The 16636-nt window shown below is 69.2% G+C and carries 19 protein-coding genes; 7 read left to right on the top strand and 12 right to left on the bottom strand.

All coding sequences use genetic code 11. The features are described 5' to 3' along the window. Positions 1-71: 71 nt before the first annotated feature. Together AB0H36_RS18590 and AB0H36_RS18595 are read right to left on the bottom strand one after the other, a co-directional pair. Positions 72-1025 carry an alpha/beta hydrolase gene (locus AB0H36_RS18590; RefSeq protein WP_360524195.1) on the bottom strand — a complete coding sequence of 318 codons (954 nt, stop codon included), beginning with the start codon at positions 1023-1025 and terminating at the stop codon, positions 72-74. Then, positions 1022-2845, bottom strand: a complete 1824-nt coding sequence (locus tag AB0H36_RS18595) for a hypothetical protein (RefSeq protein WP_360524198.1) — start codon at positions 2843-2845, stop codon at positions 1022-1024. The genes AB0H36_RS18590 and AB0H36_RS18595 overlap by 4 nt, the downstream gene beginning before the upstream one ends. A 94-nt stretch (positions 2846-2939) precedes the next feature. Here AB0H36_RS18595 and AB0H36_RS18600 point away from each other — a divergent pair, with 94 nt between their 5' ends. Together AB0H36_RS18600 and AB0H36_RS18605 are read left to right on the top strand one after the other, a co-directional pair. Continuing rightward, positions 2940-3692 carry a MerR family transcriptional regulator gene (locus tag AB0H36_RS18600; protein WP_360524201.1) on the top strand — a complete coding sequence of 251 codons (753 nt, stop codon included), beginning with the start codon at positions 2940-2942 and terminating at the stop codon, positions 3690-3692. 36 nt (positions 3693-3728) lie between these two features. Next, complete coding sequence (locus AB0H36_RS18605) at positions 3729-4403, top strand: CBS domain-containing protein (protein ID WP_360524204.1); 675 nt, start codon at positions 3729-3731, stop codon at positions 4401-4403. Between the two features lie 717 nt (positions 4404-5120). Here AB0H36_RS18605 and AB0H36_RS18610 read toward each other — a convergent pair. Both AB0H36_RS18610 and AB0H36_RS18615 read right to left on the bottom strand, forming a co-directional pair. Further along, on the bottom strand, positions 5121-5528 hold the full coding sequence (locus AB0H36_RS18610) for a type II toxin-antitoxin system VapC family toxin (RefSeq protein ID WP_360524207.1): 408 nt from the start codon (positions 5526-5528) through the stop codon (positions 5121-5123). Continuing rightward, entirely contained in the window at positions 5525-5779 is a 255-nt protein-coding gene (locus tag AB0H36_RS18615) for a type II toxin-antitoxin system VapB family antitoxin (protein WP_360524210.1), read from the bottom strand. The genes AB0H36_RS18610 and AB0H36_RS18615 overlap by 4 nt, the downstream gene beginning before the upstream one ends. Positions 5780-6097: 318 nt before the next feature. Between AB0H36_RS18615 and AB0H36_RS18620 the strand changes: the two genes are divergently transcribed. Further along, a complete protein-coding gene (locus tag AB0H36_RS18620) occupies positions 6098-6916 on the top strand; it encodes a dihydrodipicolinate synthase family protein (protein WP_360524213.1) in 819 nt (272 codons plus the stop codon). Here AB0H36_RS18620 and AB0H36_RS18625 read toward each other — a convergent pair. Beyond that, positions 6905-7192 (bottom strand): hypothetical protein, encoded by a 288-nt coding sequence (locus AB0H36_RS18625; protein ID WP_360524216.1) that lies wholly within the window; start codon positions 7190-7192, stop codon positions 6905-6907. The genes AB0H36_RS18620 and AB0H36_RS18625 overlap by 12 nt on opposite strands. Positions 7193-7291: 99 nt before the next feature. On the opposite strand from AB0H36_RS18625, the gene AB0H36_RS18630 reads away from it, so the two are divergent. Continuing rightward, on the top strand, positions 7292-8473 hold the full coding sequence (locus tag AB0H36_RS18630; RefSeq protein ID WP_360524224.1) for an MFS transporter: 1182 nt from the start codon (positions 7292-7294) through the stop codon (positions 8471-8473). Here the strand turns inward: AB0H36_RS18630 and AB0H36_RS18635 are convergent. Next, positions 8412-9293: a phosphotransferase gene (locus tag AB0H36_RS18635; RefSeq protein WP_360524227.1), complete on the bottom strand. Its 882-nt coding sequence runs from the start codon at positions 9291-9293 to the stop codon at positions 8412-8414. The genes AB0H36_RS18630 and AB0H36_RS18635 overlap by 62 nt on opposite strands. Positions 9294-9392: 99 nt before the next feature. Between AB0H36_RS18635 and AB0H36_RS18640 the strand changes: the two genes are divergently transcribed. Together AB0H36_RS18640 and AB0H36_RS18645 are read left to right on the top strand one after the other, a co-directional pair. Further along, positions 9393-9842 (top strand): hypothetical protein, encoded by a 450-nt coding sequence (locus AB0H36_RS18640; protein WP_360524230.1) that lies wholly within the window; start codon positions 9393-9395, stop codon positions 9840-9842. A gap of 345 nt (positions 9843-10187) precedes the next feature. Beyond that, positions 10188-10403, top strand: coding sequence for a hypothetical protein (locus tag AB0H36_RS18645; protein ID WP_360524233.1), 216 nt, complete (start codon positions 10188-10190; stop codon positions 10401-10403). On the opposite strand, the gene AB0H36_RS18650 is transcribed toward AB0H36_RS18645, so the two are convergent. The 3 genes from AB0H36_RS18650 to AB0H36_RS18660 are packed head-to-tail and all read right to left on the bottom strand — an operon-like array spanning position 10372 to position 13416. Further along, a complete protein-coding gene (locus AB0H36_RS18650) occupies positions 10372-10584 on the bottom strand; it encodes a hypothetical protein (RefSeq protein ID WP_360524235.1) in 213 nt (70 codons plus the stop codon). The two genes, AB0H36_RS18645 and AB0H36_RS18650, sit on opposite strands and share 32 nt — an antisense overlap. Continuing rightward, positions 10581-11894: a hypothetical protein gene (locus AB0H36_RS18655; RefSeq protein WP_360524238.1), complete on the bottom strand. Its 1314-nt coding sequence runs from the start codon at positions 11892-11894 to the stop codon at positions 10581-10583. Before AB0H36_RS18655 ends, AB0H36_RS18650 begins: the two co-directional genes overlap by 4 nt. Before the next feature lie 58 nt (positions 11895-11952). Continuing rightward, positions 11953-13416, bottom strand: a complete 1464-nt coding sequence (locus AB0H36_RS18660; RefSeq protein ID WP_360524241.1) for an NAD(P)/FAD-dependent oxidoreductase — start codon at positions 13414-13416, stop codon at positions 11953-11955. 68 nt (positions 13417-13484) lie between these two features. Here AB0H36_RS18660 and AB0H36_RS18665 point away from each other — a divergent pair, with 68 nt between their 5' ends. Further along, positions 13485-14156 carry a TetR/AcrR family transcriptional regulator gene (locus AB0H36_RS18665; RefSeq protein WP_360524244.1) on the top strand — a complete coding sequence of 224 codons (672 nt, stop codon included), beginning with the start codon at positions 13485-13487 and terminating at the stop codon, positions 14154-14156. 435 nt (positions 14157-14591) lie between these two features. Here AB0H36_RS18665 and AB0H36_RS18670 read toward each other — a convergent pair whose 3' ends face one another. The 3 genes from AB0H36_RS18670 to AB0H36_RS18680 form a co-directional block, all read right to left on the bottom strand. Then, positions 14592-14927 carry a hypothetical protein gene (locus tag AB0H36_RS18670; protein WP_360524247.1) on the bottom strand — a complete coding sequence of 112 codons (336 nt, stop codon included), beginning with the start codon at positions 14925-14927 and terminating at the stop codon, positions 14592-14594. Positions 14928-14943: 16 nt separating this feature from the next. Continuing rightward, positions 14944-15495: a hypothetical protein gene (locus AB0H36_RS18675; protein WP_360524250.1), complete on the bottom strand. Its 552-nt coding sequence runs from the start codon at positions 15493-15495 to the stop codon at positions 14944-14946. Positions 15496-15641: 146 nt separating this feature from the next. Next, the gene (locus tag AB0H36_RS18680; RefSeq protein ID WP_360524253.1) at positions 15642-16427 is read right to left on the bottom strand and encodes an endonuclease/exonuclease/phosphatase family protein; all 786 of its coding nucleotides are present in this window, start codon (positions 16425-16427) and stop codon (positions 15642-15644) included. Between the last annotated feature and the right edge of the window lie 209 nt (positions 16428-16636).

Consider the following 16636-nt stretch of genomic DNA (forward strand, 5'->3'; position numbering starts at 1 on the left):
CAGGACGAGGGCCAGTGTGACGATGGTCGTTCGCTTGAGCACAGCGCAGCGTAACCTGCGCCGAGTTGACTTCAGGCTCTGACCTTGCGGGCCAGGGAGGCGAGGCGGTGGGTCACGTCGCGGGGGCGTTCCTGCATGAGCATGTGGCCGGCGCCCGGGTACATCCAGAGGCGGGCGGTCGGGAGCTCGGCGGCCATCCGGTTGGCGTGGCGGGGTGGCAGGAGGCGGTCGCGGGTGCCGTGCATGATCTCGACCGGGAGCTGGTCGAGCACCTTCAGCGCGTGACCGCGATCGTGCTGCAGGATCGACTCGAAGAAGCCGCCGTACGACGGTCCCGGCACGACGGCGAGGTCCGCCAGGAAGAGGTCCACCTCGGCCGGGTCCACCTTCTTGCCGAACACCATCTGACGCAGCGCCGGACGCTGCAACCGCGCGGCGGTCAGCTCGACCGCCCGCCGGCCACGCGCCGCGGTGACCTGAGCCGCGCGGAGCGCCTTGCGCTCGACCCGCGCACCCACGAGATTCACCGCCCGTGGCGCGAAGGCCACCGCGGCCGTGTCGAACCGCTTCGGGATGCCCAACGCGCCCGAGCTGGCCTGGCCGGACGTCGTACTGACCAGCGCCGCGGCCTTGATCCGGGAGCCGAACACCTCGGGGCGCCGGTCCGCGAGCTCCATCAAGGTCATTCCGCCCATCGAGTGACCGGCGTACACGACCGGGCCGTCACCGACCACCGTGTCCAGCACGGTCATCAGGTCGTCGGCCAGCTGCTCGATCCGCGTCGACCCGGCCGGCGCCGCGTCCGACCGCCCGTGACCGCGGTGGTCGTAAGTGACAACACGTACGGCGTCCTGGCCCAGGACCTCTGGAAGCGCCTCGACCTGGTTGTGCCAGGACCGCGTCGAGCAGGTCCAGCCGTGGACGAGCAGGACCGTCACCGGCGCGTCGTGCGGTCCGGTCGTCTCCACGTTCAGTCTGAGCCCGTCGGTCGTGGTCACGTCCGACCGGTTCGCCTGGATCGTCACGCAGTCTCCCGTTCCCGAACGCCCGCCGCCAGGTGGGCGGCACGCAGGCGACCACCTCGGGCGCCGCGTCCGACCAGCCAGGCGATCCCGGCGATCTCCAGCAGGCCGACCACGCCGAGCAGGGCGTAGCCGCCGTTCCACATCCATCGTGGCACGTCCGTCCGTTCCTCGCGCCGCAACACCTGCTGCTCGTCGATGAACTCGACGGTCCGGCCGTCCGAGACCTGCACGGCCGGCTTCTCGATCGCGGCGTCCTCCGGCGCGTACACCCACATCGACACCAGGTCGCGCTGCCCCTGGTGCAGCCGGATCATCGACTTCCACTTGCCGAACATCGGCAACGCGTCCGCCGACTGGTAGGTGCCATCGGCAACCTTCTCCATCCGGTGCGTGACGAACCCGGCACCCTGCCACGCCATCGCCTGGAACCAGCGCGCGCCCTGGGCGGCGCCGGCCGGCTCCAGCTTGACCGTGACGTACGCCGTCGGCTCGGCCCCCGTGGCCACCCGCTCCAACGACACGGTCGCGGACACGCCCGGATCGGCCGAGCGCGGCACGCAGAAGAACACGGTCCCGAGGACGACGGCCAGCCCGACGGCGCCGAGTTGATGAGTACGGCGGACCACGGCCGGGCGCGCGTTCCGGATCCCCGTCGCGCGCTCCTCTCCGGCCACCTCGGCGTACCGGATGGCGAGCCAGGCTCCGACCATCCCGGCTCCGATGCCGGCCAGGACGCCGTACCCGATGGCGGACGGGAGCATCGACGACGGCCACGGGATCGGCATCCAGACGTGGCTCCAGGCGTACTCCGCGACCACGCCGACGGAACCGATCAGGGCGCCGGCGACGATGCCCAGGCGGAAGCGGTTCTTGTTGCCCAGGGCAAGCGCGACGGCCTCGACCAGGATCGCCTCGACGATCAGCAACGGGAAGTGGCCGAGGATCCCGCCGAGCGGCTGGTCGACGGCCCAGGCGATGCCGCCGCGGATGACCAGGTAGACCGCCAGCGCGGCGAACGTCGTACCGGGGCCGCGCCGGGCGCGTAGCACGGTGAAGGCGAGTGCGGCGCCGAACGCGATCAGGATCGGGTGCAGGACCAGCGGAAACTGCGGCACGCCGTAGTTGAACTCGGTGCTGAACAGGTCCCACGCGATCAGCAGCGCGCCGACCGAGACGAGCTCCTGGAACAGGCGGCGCTTGTTCGGGCCCATCAGCTGTTCGACCTCCGCGATCGCCAGCAGGCGGGCGAAGATCGAGAGCACGACGCCGCCGATCATCAGCAGGTGGGTCGGGCCCCACAGCGTGACGTCCTCGCCGAACAGCCGGTGCCAGACGTCGTCCATCGGGAAGCCGACGAGAGCGAACGTGCCGCACACGGCGACCAGCGCTGCGCTGCACGGGATCCGCCAGCCCTTGGTCAGCTTCAGCGTGCGAGCCGGCAGCGGCTTGCGGGCGAGCGCGATCGGGAGCACGCCGGACACGATCACGCCGAGGATGCCGAAGAAGATCGGGTAGTGCGCCGGCGTGCCGAACGGGCCGGTGTCCCGGCCGCGGGCGATGTGCACCGCGATGTCCCACCAGACCCCGAAGGCACAGGCGAGCAGCGAGATCGCGTGCAGGTACGGCGTCAGCGCGGCCCATCGGGGGACTCCGTCCAGCCTCCCGATGGTGTCCGCAAACCGTCCTACCAGCGTGACGCGTCCGGTCCGTTCCCGCCACAGGAGGACGGCGAGTGCGACGTACAGCAACGAGACGAGGCCGGTGACGATCGCGATCTGGTCGAACGTCGCCGTACCGGTGGTCGCCAGCGGGATCGCCATCAGGGGTGCTCCTTCACCTTGGCTCTACACCATCTATGCACCATGCGGAATGTTACATCATCTATGTAACGTGGAGTCTGGAACACTGTCAAGCGTGGAGACACGAGACGAGGAGCTCACCGTCGACCAGCTCGCCGCCAAGGTGGGCATGACGGTCCGCAACGTGCGGGCGTACGCCGGACGCGGCCTGATCCCGCCGCCCCGGCTGGTCGGCCGGACCGGGTACTACGGCGCCGACCACGTCGCGCGGTTGACGCTCGTCCGCGAGCTGCTCGGCAAGGGCTACACGCTGGCCGCCGTCGAGCGGATGATGAGCGAACTCCCGGACGGCGCGCTCGCGCTGGGCGTGTTCGAGACCCTCGTGAACCCGTGGACCCCGGCGGAGCCGGAAGTGCTGGACGAGCTCCAGCTGGCCGAGCGGGCCGGCGTACCGCACGACCCCGCGGTGATCGCGCGGCTGGTTGAGCTGGGGATCGCCGAGCGCCAGGAGGACGGCCGGCTCCGGATCCCGAACCCGGACCTGCTCCGCACCGGGCTCGAGGTGATCAAGCTCGGCGTCCCGATGCAGGCGATCTTCGACATGCTGCCGAAGCTGTTCACCCAGGCCGACGCGGTCGCCAAGATCTACGTCGAGCTATTCCGCAGCACCGTCTGGCGCGAGTTCGCCGACGCCGGTCTGCCGGCCGAGGGCTGGCCGGAGATCCAGCGCACCCTGGAGAACATCATCCCGCTGGCCGGCCAGGCCCTGGTCGCCGCCTTCCGCGAGGCGATGGCCCGCGAGATCGAGGTCGTCGCCTACGAAGAACTGGGCCTCGACCCCAAAACGGCCCTCCCCTCCACCGGGTAGCGCGAGTACGCTCGAAGTGCTTGAGGGGTGTGCGGTATGGGGGAACTTCGGGTAGCGGAGATCATGAATCGGGCCGTCGCAGCGGTGCGGCGCGAGACCGTGTTCAAGGACGTTGCCTGTGCGTTGCTGGCCAGTGACGCTGGGGCAGTGCCGGTGGTGGACGACGGCCGCCCTGTCGGTCTGGTGACCGGCGAGGCTCTGGTCGCCAAGCTCGAGTTCCACGGCGGCAACGACGCGCGGCCGATCCTGGGCGGCGCCAAGGCACGGGCCCGTTGGCATCAGGCGGCGGCCCGCACCGCAGGCGACCTGATGTCACCGCCCGCTCCGACGGTGTACGGCGACACGCCGATCGGCCGGGCAGCAGCGCAGTTGGCCGCATCCGGGCAGCCGTTGCTGTGTGTCGTCGAGAAGGACATGCGGCTGATCGGCGTACTGACCTCACGCGAGCTGCTCAGCGTCTACCAGCGATCCGACCAGAGCCTGGCGGCGGAGATCCAGGCGCTCCTCACCCCGCACGCCCAACGCCCCGCCCGGTCCCCCGCCCCGGTCAGCGTCCAGGTCGACCACGGCGTCGTCATCCTGGACGGCTCCCTAACCTTCCGCAGCCGCGCCGAACACGCCGGCTACACCGTCGCCCACATCCCCGGCGTAGTCGCCGTCCACAACAACCTCACCTACGACCTGGACGACCTAGCCATAACCGGCTTCTAACGCCACCACCTCCGCCACGAAAACGGACACCGCCTCCGGCGGCGCCAGTTCCCCTGAGCCGCAACCGCGCGACAAGCCCACGCAATCACCGCGGAACCAACCCGGCAGGTGCGTGAGAGCCCGGCCGCGGCACGCAAACGCCCAGGTCCGAGTCGCACCAGCCGACGCAAGGCGGTCGGATGGCCGGACCGGACACTGGCACTCTCGCCGGAGGCGTGTTCGGGCCGGTGGCGCGGACAGCGAGACAACCCCGCTCGAACTCTCCGTAGCTCCAGTGGATAACCACGCGTGTTGTGGGTTCTCTGCTCGTATGCGAGCCGAGAACCCACCATTCGAGTGGATAACCCCTCGAACGTCGGACGGCCGGACGAGCCACTGGCGCTCTGGCCGGAGGCGGAGTCGGGCCAGGGGCGCTAGGAGCGTACAAGCGGTGGGATGGTGGTGACGGCACCGTAACGGGGTGGACGACGTGAGCGACCCGGTCAGGTTCGAGACGAAGATTGCTCTGTACTGCGGGGGATTTGGCTGGGTTCCTTCGGGCGTCGGGAGCACCTCCCGGCGCCGATCACCGCCGACCGCAACCCGGCCCGGCGCGACGCCGAAGACGCCCATAGCACGACCACGGCCGAAGGCCTTGTCCCTCGCCGGGAGCACCTGCCCGCCGCCGATCGCTTCCGAGTACACCTTGGCTCGGCGCGCCGTCGATGGTTGCCGGCGTCAGCCTTCGGGAGCAGTGAGCGCTGATGCGAGATCGGTGTGGATGAAGTCCTTTCCCTTGAACAGCAACGGTTCGCCCGCCTCTTTGGCCAACGCGTACGCGAAGCAATCGCCGAAGTTGAGTCCAGCCGGATGACCGCTGCCCTTGCCGAAGTCGCGGTATGCCTCGCGCGCTGTACGGGCCTGCGCCTCGGTGACCGGCTCGACCAGAATCTCTGCGGCGGCGACGAGCTCGTCGAAGCGACGGCTCACCACCGGGTCGCAAGCGCTGTCCATCACCACTGCCGCTTCCAGGAAGTTGGCCGCCGAAATCCGCCGCGAGGGAGCAGCTTCGATCGCTTCGGCGAAGTCAGCCGCATCCGGCTCCGCCCGCAGGATCGCGATCAGTGCGGAAGTGTCGATGATCACCGAGGCAACCCGCTCTCGTCGTACAACAGGTCTCCATGCTCCGCGGTACGCAAGGAGTCGGGCAGGCGGTGGGCTGTGTCTGCACCGATCGCCAGCAACCGATCGGCGAGGCCGGCGCCACGAAGACGCCGCACCCGCGCAAGACGTTCCCGAACCGCGGTGTCCACCGCAGCCGTCTGGGATTGCCCCGTCAAGCGCGCCAGCTCACGCACCAGCTGATGCGTGTCCTCGTTCTTGATGTTCAGGCTCATTCATCCACCTTTCTACCCAGACAGACTACCATTCTACCCAATGAACAGGTTTCCGTGACCACCTCCCCGTCGCGGAGCACCTCCGACGACAACCCGGCTCGGCGCGCCGCCGAAGGCGGCCAGGGACAGCCGACCGAAGGGCCGTGTCCGTCCCCGGGACCACAGCCCCGTCGCCGAGCACCTCCGTCCACGACCAGGCTCGGCGCGCCGCCGAAGGCGGTCAATAGAACAGCCGCGGCCGCAGCCCGTGTCCTTTCCGGCCGTGCTCTTGATCGCCGTGCCCCGCCTGACCGCAAACGATTGCATTAGGATGGTTGTATGATTGCTGCCGCGTTGACGACGCCGTTTGGCCGGGCTGATCAGGTGGATCTCGGGGGTGTGCGGGCGCTGGTCGAGCATGCGGTCGGGGGTGGGGTGCCGGCGGTGTTCGTGGCGGGGACGAATGGCGAGTTTCCGGCGCTGGATGATGGTGAGCGGCTCGATGTGATCTCGGCTGCGCTGGAGGTGGCTGGTCCGGCGCGCGTGATCGCTCATGTCGGGGCGGCGACGACATGGCAGGCGGTTCGGTTGACGGCTGAGGCGCGGCGGCGGGGAGTCGAGCGGCTGGCGGTCATCACGCCGTACTTCGTTCCGGCTGGGCCAGAGCGGGTCGTCGAGCACTTCGAGCGTTGCGCCGCGGCGGCGGACAGGGCGGACGTTTATGTCTACGTGTTCACGGCGCTCGCCGGCACCGTCGTACCACCCTCGTTGCTGACCAGGATCGCCTCGATCGACGGCGTCGTCGGGGTGAAGGTCAGCGGCGCCGGGACGGATGTCGTACGGGCGTACTCGCAAGCGACCCCGCCCGGCTTCGAGGTCTGGTCCGGCAACGACGCCGAACTCCCCGAGGTCATAGTTGCCGGCGGCACCGGAATCGTCTCCGGCAACGCCGGTGCGCTCCCCGCCTTGTTCGCCCAGTTGCTCACCGGGTACGCCGCCCAGCCGGCCGTCCACTCAGCGGTGAAGACGGTCGACGGCAGCATCGCCAACATCAAGCACCTGCTGGATCTCCAGGGCCTTCCCGGCGGCCGCTGCCGGATGGCGATCGACCCACCAAACGCCGACCGCCGAGCGGCGCTGGCTCGGCTACTTGCGTGACACGTCCTGTGACTCGCGACGGTTGCGGAACAAGAAGAAGGTTCCGCCGGCGACGATCACCACGATGATCGCCGCGCCGATCACGACCCAGGTCGTGCCGGTGTAGTCGTCCGGGTCCGCGTCCTGGGCGCCCGGCGGGTTCGGGTTCGGCGACTCGGTCGAGCCGAGCGTGGGACTCGGCGTCGGGTCGGCGACCGGCTGAGCCGCCGCCGCGCTCACCGGCATCACCATCAGCAGGAGCCCCAGCAGAACCGTACTCAGCACTTTGGCTCTCATGCCCGCCCGGTGCCCATCGGCAAACCACTTCATGTAGTAAAATCATGCTGTCGGCCTTCGGATCACGCAGCGATCTGCGTGCGTTCGGAGGCTTTTTTCATGCCTTCCTACCGCTCATTGCTCCGCCATCGCGAGTTCACCGGGCTCTACCTCAGCTTCACGCTGCTGGTTGCCGCCAGCACGCTCTCGGGGTTCGCCCTGGCCACGCTGATCAACGCTCAGACCGGATCGCCGTTCCTGACCGCCATCAGCATGTACGGCGCGACGTTCGCGACCGTGATCGGCGCGCTCACCCTGATGTCGGTCGCCGACGGGCGCCGGCCGCGGCGGACCCTCGTCGTATTGCAAGGCGTATCTCTCCTGGGCGTCGCCGCACAGGCGCTTCCCGGGCTGCCGTTGACCGCGAGGTTCCTGCTGCTGCTCGTCGTCGGGTTCTTCCAGTCGCTCGGAACCGGCACGCGGCTGGGCTTACTCGCCGAGGTGGTCCCGGCCGAGTCCTATGCGCTGGCGCGTTCGCTAATGAACATCACGTCAGGCGGCATGGCGATCCTCGGGTACGCCGTCGGCGCCGTACTCCTGCAGTTGTTGGACCCGACCGGCGTGCTACTCGTCGCCACAGCGCTGACCGGGATCGGACTGCTCGTCGTAGCTGCGACCGTTCGCGAACACTCGATCCGGTTGACCCCGAGGCCCGGTCTGCGGCAGACGTGGTCGACGAACGTCGTACTGCTCTCGTCGCCCGGTCGCCGAGCGGTGCTGCTGAATCTGTGGGTGCCGAACGGGCTCATCGTCGGCTGCGTCGCGCTCTTCGTGTCCTACATCCCGGAACAGGCTGGAATCCTGCTGGCCGCGGGATCGGCCGGGATGCTTCTCGGCGACCTGACCGTCGGGCGCCTGCTCACCGGCGAGCAGCGGCGGCGCAGCGCGTTTGCACTGCGGCTGCTGCTGGCGGCGCCGTACCTGTTGTTCGTCCTCGAGCCGCCGATCGCGGTGACGGCGGCGGCCGTGTTCATCGCCAGCGCCGGGTACGCCGCCACGCTGCCGCTGCAGGAACAGTTGCTCGAGCTCACGCCCGACGCCGTCCGCGGACAGGTGCAGGGCGTCGAGTCGGCCGGGCGCATGACCTGGCAGGGCATCGGGGCCGCGATCGCCGGCGGTCTCGCACAGCAGTTGCCGACCGCGGTGACGATCACAGTGCTGGCCGCGATCTCGCTCGGGATCACGGTTCTCTCGCGGCCGTTCGTCGTTCGAGCTCGAGGAGGCGGTCAGCTCGTGCGCTGATGTCGGCCGCGGTGGTCAGGCCGTCGAGGTGGCGGCCGTACCAGTGCACCAAGCTCGTTGCCTCGCGCAACAGTTGGAGCTCGGGTACGGCGCGCCGCTCGGCCTCGGTCAGCGGGAGCCGGGCGAGGTAACCGCGCCGGAACGCATCGGCCGGGTCGAACGCCGCCATACCAACGGAGAGGTCCAACGCACGGTACATGGGTCCGGCGACCTCGAAGTCGAGGATCGCCGTGACCCGCGATCCGTCCATCAGCACGTTCGTCGGGAAGAAGTCCGCGTGGATGATGCTCCGCGGCAGGTCGGGCTGCTGTTGCACGGCTGCGAAGATCCACCGCACCTGCTCCCGCCGTACGGCGCCCTCCAGGCTCGCAATCAACTCCCCCGGATCGGGCACCCGCCGGTGCACCTTGGTGAGATCGCCGTCCCACTCGTCCCGCGGCGGGAGCGTCTGAGGGTCGAGGCGGGCGAGGGCCTCATCCAATTCCGCCAACGCCGCGCCACAAGCCTCAGCCTGTACGACGTCACCGCGCCGCGGATGCTCTCCCGGGATCCGCCGGCTCAGGCTGGCCGTGACCAGGTCGCCGTCGACCTCACGCCGTACGACGGTCGACCCGTCGTCAGCGGGGACCGGTACCGGCACCGCGAAGGACAGCCCGTCGAGCGCCCGCAGTACGGCGTGCTCGTAGTCCGGGACGGTCGTGTTGCGGTGGATCCGCAGGACGAACTCGTCCCCGACGAAGAAGGTCGTGTTGTTGGTCCCCTCCCCTGCCGCCCGGACATCGGACGCGCGGACGCCCCAGGCCTTCAGCAACTCCTCCACCGACCCATCCTCACCCCGATCTGCATAGCGGCGGGTACCGGGGTGCGGGACGGAACTGGGGGTTCCGAGGTCGCGGAGGGCAAGAGAGGACCTCGTCCGATGGCGGAGCTGGACACGTCCACACTGACACCGGAGCAACTGGCTCCGATGCTGCGCTGCTGGGCGGCCGGGATGGAGAACGTCGAGGCCGGGGTCGAGTTGCTGATCACCCACCGCTACTGGCTGGAGCGGGCGGACTTCCGGGCGACCTGCATCACCGCCGCCGACGACGGCTGGGGTCCGGACGGCACGATCTGCTCGATTGCCACGATCGACTGGGACGCGGTCACCGCGACGGCCAAGGACACCGACGCGCCGCCGGCCGCGGGCAGCGTGCTCCGGCTCGCGTGCGCGCTGGCGGACGGCGTCAAGCACGCCGTTGCGCTCGGTAAGGAGCTCCAGAACCTCGAGCCGGACGACGTACCGCTGATGCTCGAAGCCGTCGCTCACAGTACGGGGTGGCACCACACGGAGGGCGAACTCCGAGTCACCGGTCGTTTCGAGCAGTAGCCGCAGCGCCGCCGCTCTGTGCGGCGATTCTTTCCTCGCGGGACCGATCCGACGTACGTCCCTCTCCGAACCCTCAGTGAGCCCCGAGCGATGGCTAAGGGGTGGATAGGTACCGATATCGGTAATTTTCCGCATGTGCTCGAACCAAGGACTTGGGATGTTGGTCTAACCAGCCACAGAGTCCCCTCACAGTCAGGACCGGAACGATGAGCCGACAGATCCAGCTCCGCCGCAGACCACTGCGAACGCGCCGCACCACGAAGACGATCGACCTTCGTACGCCGTCAGGCCGGCCGCTTCCGTTCTGACTCCACCCGACCAGTCGCCCGAGAAACCCGTCCGATCATGAACCTCCGACTGCACGTCCACCGCACCTTCACCGGCGGCTGGTGCGCCGACATCGACGACGACAACGACCGCCAGCCCGACGACCCGTACTGGTGCGTCGACCAGTGGCCCACGCTGCACGCCGCGATCGCCGCCGGCTGCACCCAGCTGGCCGAGCTTGCCACCGGCACGCCGACCCGCGTCAGCGAGCAGTTCGTCCTGCAGGCCGCCTGACCTCCTGCTGTTCCTCCGCGGCGGCCTGCAGGTCGCCCAGGTCCGCGTCCCAGTCCTCGTACTCGTCGTCCGGCAACGTCGCCTCGTTGCGGCGGGCGATCCTGACGAACGCAAGGATCAGCAGGATCGGGCCCAGCACCATCGCGGTCTCGGGGATCCCTCCCATGTGCAGCGCGATCATGAGGCCGTCACCAACGCGATCCCGCCGGCGGTGAACGCGACCATCGCGGCCAGCATCGGGTACTGCGCCCGCCGCAGCTGCCGGCGCCGGAACAGTTCGGCAGCGCGATCATGCGCGGACACGACCCCAAGTATGTGTCCGAGCACGATCGCACCGATTTGGACCCCCGCAATCACCCCGGTCGACAGGAACGCGTAGTCGATCCGCGTCCCGCTCGTCCCGAGCAGGTCCCACCCGCGCCCGAACGGATCGGTCGCCAGCAGCACTCCCTCCTGCCCCTGGAACATCGCGAACGAGAAGTAGTGCGCGACCGCATACCCGATCGCGATCGGCACCAGCGAGTGCACGAACGCACCCGGCAGCCCCGCCCGTCCCACAGCACCGGGCCGGACGCGGACCGCCCCGGTCGTCCGCGCGGCCAGCACGAAGAGCACCGACACGATCGCCACCGAGACGATCAAACCCAGCGTGTGTACGGCGATGTGCTGCGGCCGGCCGAGATCGCCGGCCAGCTGGGTCCAGGCGGACCAACGAGAGATGCCGTCGAAGGCTGTCGATCCGAGCAGCAGGCACGACAGCCCGACGATGCCCGGTTGCTGCGGCATCGTGGCCAGGCCGGCCAGCGGGTTCCGTAGGGCGAGGCGGCCGTCTGCGCCGCGCCCGAGTGGGCTCAGTCGCGCCAGCACTTCGCCGTACACCTCGAAGGTGTCGCCGATGCGGAACCAGGCCGGTCCGTAGACGATGCCTGCGGCAACATTCAGGACGGCGTAGCCGGTGACGAAGATCGCGACGACGAGGGGGTTGGAGCCTTCCGGGCAGGCGAGCTCCAGCCAGAGGAAGCCGGCCAGCCCGGCGACCGCGGGCCAGTAGGCGATCCCTTCGGGAAGTCGCCAGTACGACGTACGCCGTACCAGGCCCGCGATCGTGCGGAACGGGTTCGCGAGTCGCCAGATCGGGCCGCAGACGAGGGAGAGCGGGATGATGCCGACCCAGCTCCAGACGTAGAGCCAGGTCGGCGCCGGATTGAGCGCCGGCGAACTGCTGCCGAACCACGCCGCCCCGAGCAGCAGTGCGAACGCGACCAGTCCGGCCAGCTTGAGCACGGCGCGGGTCTGTCGATTGTCGACAATCCGCGTCAGCGCGTTGAGCGGCCGACCGCCGGCGGTGTCGAACTTCGGCCGCGACCAGAAGGCCGCGAGGGCGAAGAAGGAGACGGCCACGGCCGCGCCGGCGGAGTAGACCGCCAGCCACAGCGGCACCGGCAGATCGCCGCGACCACCGATCCCGTGCATCGGAACCAGCAGTTCCACCACGGCACCGCCTCCGATCAGCCGGCTATCTGACTGATCGAATGTAACACGATCAATGTCACATAGTGAGAGTCTGATACTCGTTCGCGTCGAAGTGGCTCGTCAGCTGCCGGAACCGGAACGTGAACGACGGCCAGAGCGTGGTGTTGCGGCCCTCGGAGTCGAGATACCAGCTCGTGCAGCCGCCGAGGGTCCAGATCGTGTTGCGCATCGACGATCGAACGCCGTCGACGAACGCCCGCTGGACCTCTGGCCGGACGTCGACCTCGCGCAGTCCGTCGGCGTCCATCGTCTTCAGCGCGTCCAGGATGTAGGCGATCTGGGACTCGATCATGAACACCATCGAGCTGTGGCCGAGGCCGGTGTTCGGGCCGATCAGCATGAAGAAGTTCGGGAAGCCGGCGACCGCCGTACCGAGGTGGGCCGCCATGCCGTCGGACCAGGCCTTGCGCAGGGAGACGCCGTCGCGGCCGTGGACCATGTCCATCACCGGCAGGTCGGTGACCCGGAACCCGGTGCCGTAGATGATCGTGTCGACCTCGTGCTTCACGCCGTCCGCGGTGACGATCCCGGTCGGCGTCACCTCGGCGATGTGGTCGTTGACCACCTCGACGTTGGGCTGCGCGATCGCCGGGTAGTAGTCGTCGGAGATCAGGATCCGCTTGCAGCCGAGGGTGAAGTCCGGCGTCAGCTTGGCCCGCAGCAGCGGGTCGCGGATCTGGTGCTCGAGGTGCTTCTCGGCGACCTTCTGCGCCTGCCTCATGATCGCCGGCAGCTTGGCGAACCCGAGCACCAGCGACTCCCGGCCCCAGTAGGTACCGACCCGGATCGCCTTCTGGACAAGGGGAAACCGGCGGAACACCGCCTTCTCGGCCGCGGTGATCCTGCGATCCGGCCGCGGCATCACCCACGGCGGGGTGCGCTGGAACAGGTGCAGCTCCTCGACCTCGGGCTGGATCGCCGGCACGAACTGGATCGCCGACGCGCCGGTCCCGATCACCGCCACCTTGCGACCGCTGAGGTCCAGGTCGTGGTCCCACCGCGCCGAGTGGAAGACCGCACCCTCGAAGGACTCGATCCCCGGCAGCTTCGGGTACGACGGCTCAGCGAGCGAGCCCATCCCCGACAGCAGGAGCTGAGCGGTGAACTCGCCCTGGCTGGTGCGGATCCGCCACTGACCGTCCTCCCAGTGCGCCGACTCGACCGCATGGCCGAACCGGATGTGCGGACGGACGCCGAACCGGTCGGTGACGTCGCGGAGGTAGTCCTCGATCTCGGGTTGCGGGGAGAACGTCGACGACCACTCGGGATTCGGGGCGAAGGAGAACGAGTACAGGTGCGACGGGACGTCACACCGGCAGCCCGGGTAGGTGTTGTCCCGCCAGGTCCCGCCGACGTCGTCGGCCCGCTCCAGTACGACGAAATCGTCGTACCCGGCCTGCTTGAGGCGCACCGCCGTCCCGATCCCGGCGAATCCGGTCCCGACCACGACGATCCGGTGGTGAGAGCTCGCCTGCGCCATCGGGAACCTCCAGCCTGCGGAAAGAACTTACTCGGAGTAAGTTACTCGGAGTCAGTTAGACTGCGCAAGTGACCTCGACCACGCCCTCCACCCAGACCGACGAGCCGGCGGGTGGGGTGGTCAAGCGGCGGCGGGACCGGGCCGCGCGGGAGCGGGAGATCCTCGAGGCGGCCGAGCGGATCTTCGGCGAACGCGGCTACCAGGGCACGTCGATGGACGACGTCGCCGCCCAGGTCGGGGTGTCGAAGCCGCTGATCTACCAGTATTACGGCTCCAAGGACGGCCTGTTCCTCGCCTGCCTGGCGCGGTTGCGGACCCAGCTGCTGGACACCGTGTCCGACGCGGTGCTGGCGGCGCCCGATGCCGAGGACGCGCTGTACGCCGGGTTCGTCGCCTGGTTCGAATTCCTCGACGACCACCCGCAGGCATGGTCGGTGCTGATCGACGAGGGCATGCTCGGCATGAGCCCGGCCGCCGGCCCTGCCGCCCAAGCCACCGACGAGGTCCGCGCCGCCTTCATCGACCTGATCGCCACCATGGTCCGGATGAACCTCCCACCCGGCCGCACCCCCGACGAGGACGAGATCCAGATCGTCGCCCAGAGCATCTCCGGCGCCACCGAACGCCTGGCCATCTGGCGCAGCCGCACCCCCACCCCACCCAGCCCCCAAAAAGTAGCCCGAACCCTCCAAACCCTCCTCTGGCAAGGCCTAAACCCCCTCCGCACCCCCACCACGTAGAAGTCACGCAAAACGGACACCGCTCCGCGGCGACCGTCCTGTCAGCCGCCTCCGGCGGCACGCGCGAACTGCAATCACCGGCAACCCCATTGGCGCCGCGTGCCGTGGCGTGTCACAAGCGACCGCAGTCCAGCCAGCACGGTCCCAACCGACCGGGCGAGTCACACAAAGCGTCGGCGGCAGGATCTCCAGGCCGGCGCGGAGGCGATCATCGTCGGCGAAGTGGTCGAGCAACTGCAGTGCGCGGTCGTGGACGGGATGTCCACCAGCTGAGGCTGCCCGCTGGATCCCGGCGGCAGCGAAGCCGGTGAAGGTCGAGCGCAGGAAAGCGTCGTCGACCCGCGGAAGATCCGACGAGAGCTCGGCGACTGCTCCCAAGTGGCGCTGGTGCAGGCGAGCGAGGGCTGTGTAGACCGCAGGTGGTGGTTCGGCGGATCAGTCGAGCGGCGGGCCGGGATAGTACGGCGTGACGACCCACGGGCCGACCTCATCGTTGCCGGAGTCAAGCAACCGCGGGAACACCGGTTCGACCACAGTGCCCGCCACCGCGGCCCCGTCCGCCGTGTCCAGCAGCCGCATTGCCGCCAACTCCCCCGGCGTCGCACGCTTGGCGACCACGTCGACCGTCGTACCCGGGGTGATGAGCGTGAGGCGATCGACCGCCGGCGAGACGACGCCACCGGCCAGCGGCGTACGCCGTCGTACCCCGAGGATCCTGGGACCGAGCCGACTCTGGATCCGATCGAGGCGAAGCGGCACCGACCTGGTCACCCGATCGAGCATAGGTTCAGCGGAAGTGGTCGCCGGCGGACGGTAGTGAGAGCAGGACGATCACCGCGACCGAGCCGAGGGTCGCGACCAGCAATCGGCCCAGTTGCACCGCGCGGGTCCACGCGGGGAACTCGGTCCTGGCCGCCGCAACCACAGCGCGGCCGTCGAGCGACTGGACCGCGGGATCGGCCGACTTGCGGAAGGCCGCCTGGACCACCTGCTCGGCGAACACCTGACTCGTCATCACCAGTCCGCCGCCGACGATCGCCAGTCCAGCAAGCACGTACGACGCGATGCGGGCCGGGGCGTAGCCGACCAGCAGGAGTACGGCGACCAGGGTCAGGCATGCCGCGATTCCGTACGGAAACAAGGCTTCCCGGGCACTCTCCTTGAACTGAACGCGATGCGCGGCGAGCACGCCGACGGACTGCCCCTGCCGTACCACCTCCGCCTCGGCCGCCCGCTCGGCCGCGTCCCCGTCCCGGCGCGCCACCCAGGTCAGCACGACAAACCCGATCGCCAGCAGCACCTGCACCCCCGCCGCCACAACCACCGAAGCCGCTATCATGCTCACTCCCCAGATTGAACTAAGTTCAAGAACGGTACCAACCCACTTGAACAAAGTGCAAGAGAAGGCCTCGCGTTGGAAGGGACGGGTGACTCGAACGTCCCGGTGACGGCCGCTCCGCGCGGCGCCGGGCGGAGCCGGTGTGCTCAGAACCGCAGCGTGCACGCCACTGCGCGGTGGTCGGAGGGCGTGATGCCGTCGACGGCATCGCCTACCGTCGAGCAGTCGGCGACCGACACCGGACGGTTGAACATGCCCGGCCGGAAGAAGATGTGGTCGATCCGCTGACCGAGCAGCCCGGGCCCGGCCTCGGCAGGAGCTGTCACGGCTGCTGGATCGCCATCACCAGCCACCCAAGCGTCGGTGAGAAGGTCGGTCAGCGGACGCAGTAGCGGGCTCGACGGCGGCGCGTTCAGGTCGCCGGCGACCACGACCGGCAATGGGCCGTCCAGCGACGGATCGGTGGCCAAGGACGCCAGCAGGCCGGCCTGCGCCATTCGGTCGTCGTTGTACGCCGCGTCGTACTCCAGGCACCCCACCACGACGTGCAGCGGCGCGACAGGATGCGCAACCGTGGCGACCGCCGCCACCGGATCGAACGCCCGATGGCGGGCCGGCATCCGTACCACCCGCCAGCGCGTGATCTCCCATCGGCTCAGCAGCCCGATCCCCACCTCCACGCCGGCATCCCGCGGGTCGCGGGCCACGTCGGAGGCGGGCGGGTACGACGGTCCGCCGTACGCCGCGAACATCCCCAGCTCGGCGCCCAGCGCCACCACCTGGTTGGTTGCCCTGGTCCCCCAAACCTCCTGCAGCGCAACGACATCCGGCCCGTCCGCCCGCAGCGTCTGCGCGATCACCTCATGCCGCGCAACCCACACCGGCCCGAACCGCCACCACACGTTCCAGGTCAGCACTCGCACCTCACCCATACCCCCGCCGTGCCCACCTGCCGCGCCCCGCAACCCCAGAGCCCCCTCGGCCTTTAAAACCCGGCCGACGAATGTCACAGGCCGGTCTTGATCGCTCGTCGTGCCTGGGTCTCATCCTCGCCTCGTCCAGACCCGCCGGCTCCGGACCTACCGCTGGCTGCGGCTCGGCGGACCGTCGAGTTGCCGCCGAACGCCTGACCATCTGGCGC

The organism is Kribbella sp. NPDC050820, from assembly GCF_040653975.1.
Taxonomy (GTDB): Bacteria; Actinomycetota; Actinomycetes; order Propionibacteriales; family Kribbellaceae; genus Kribbella.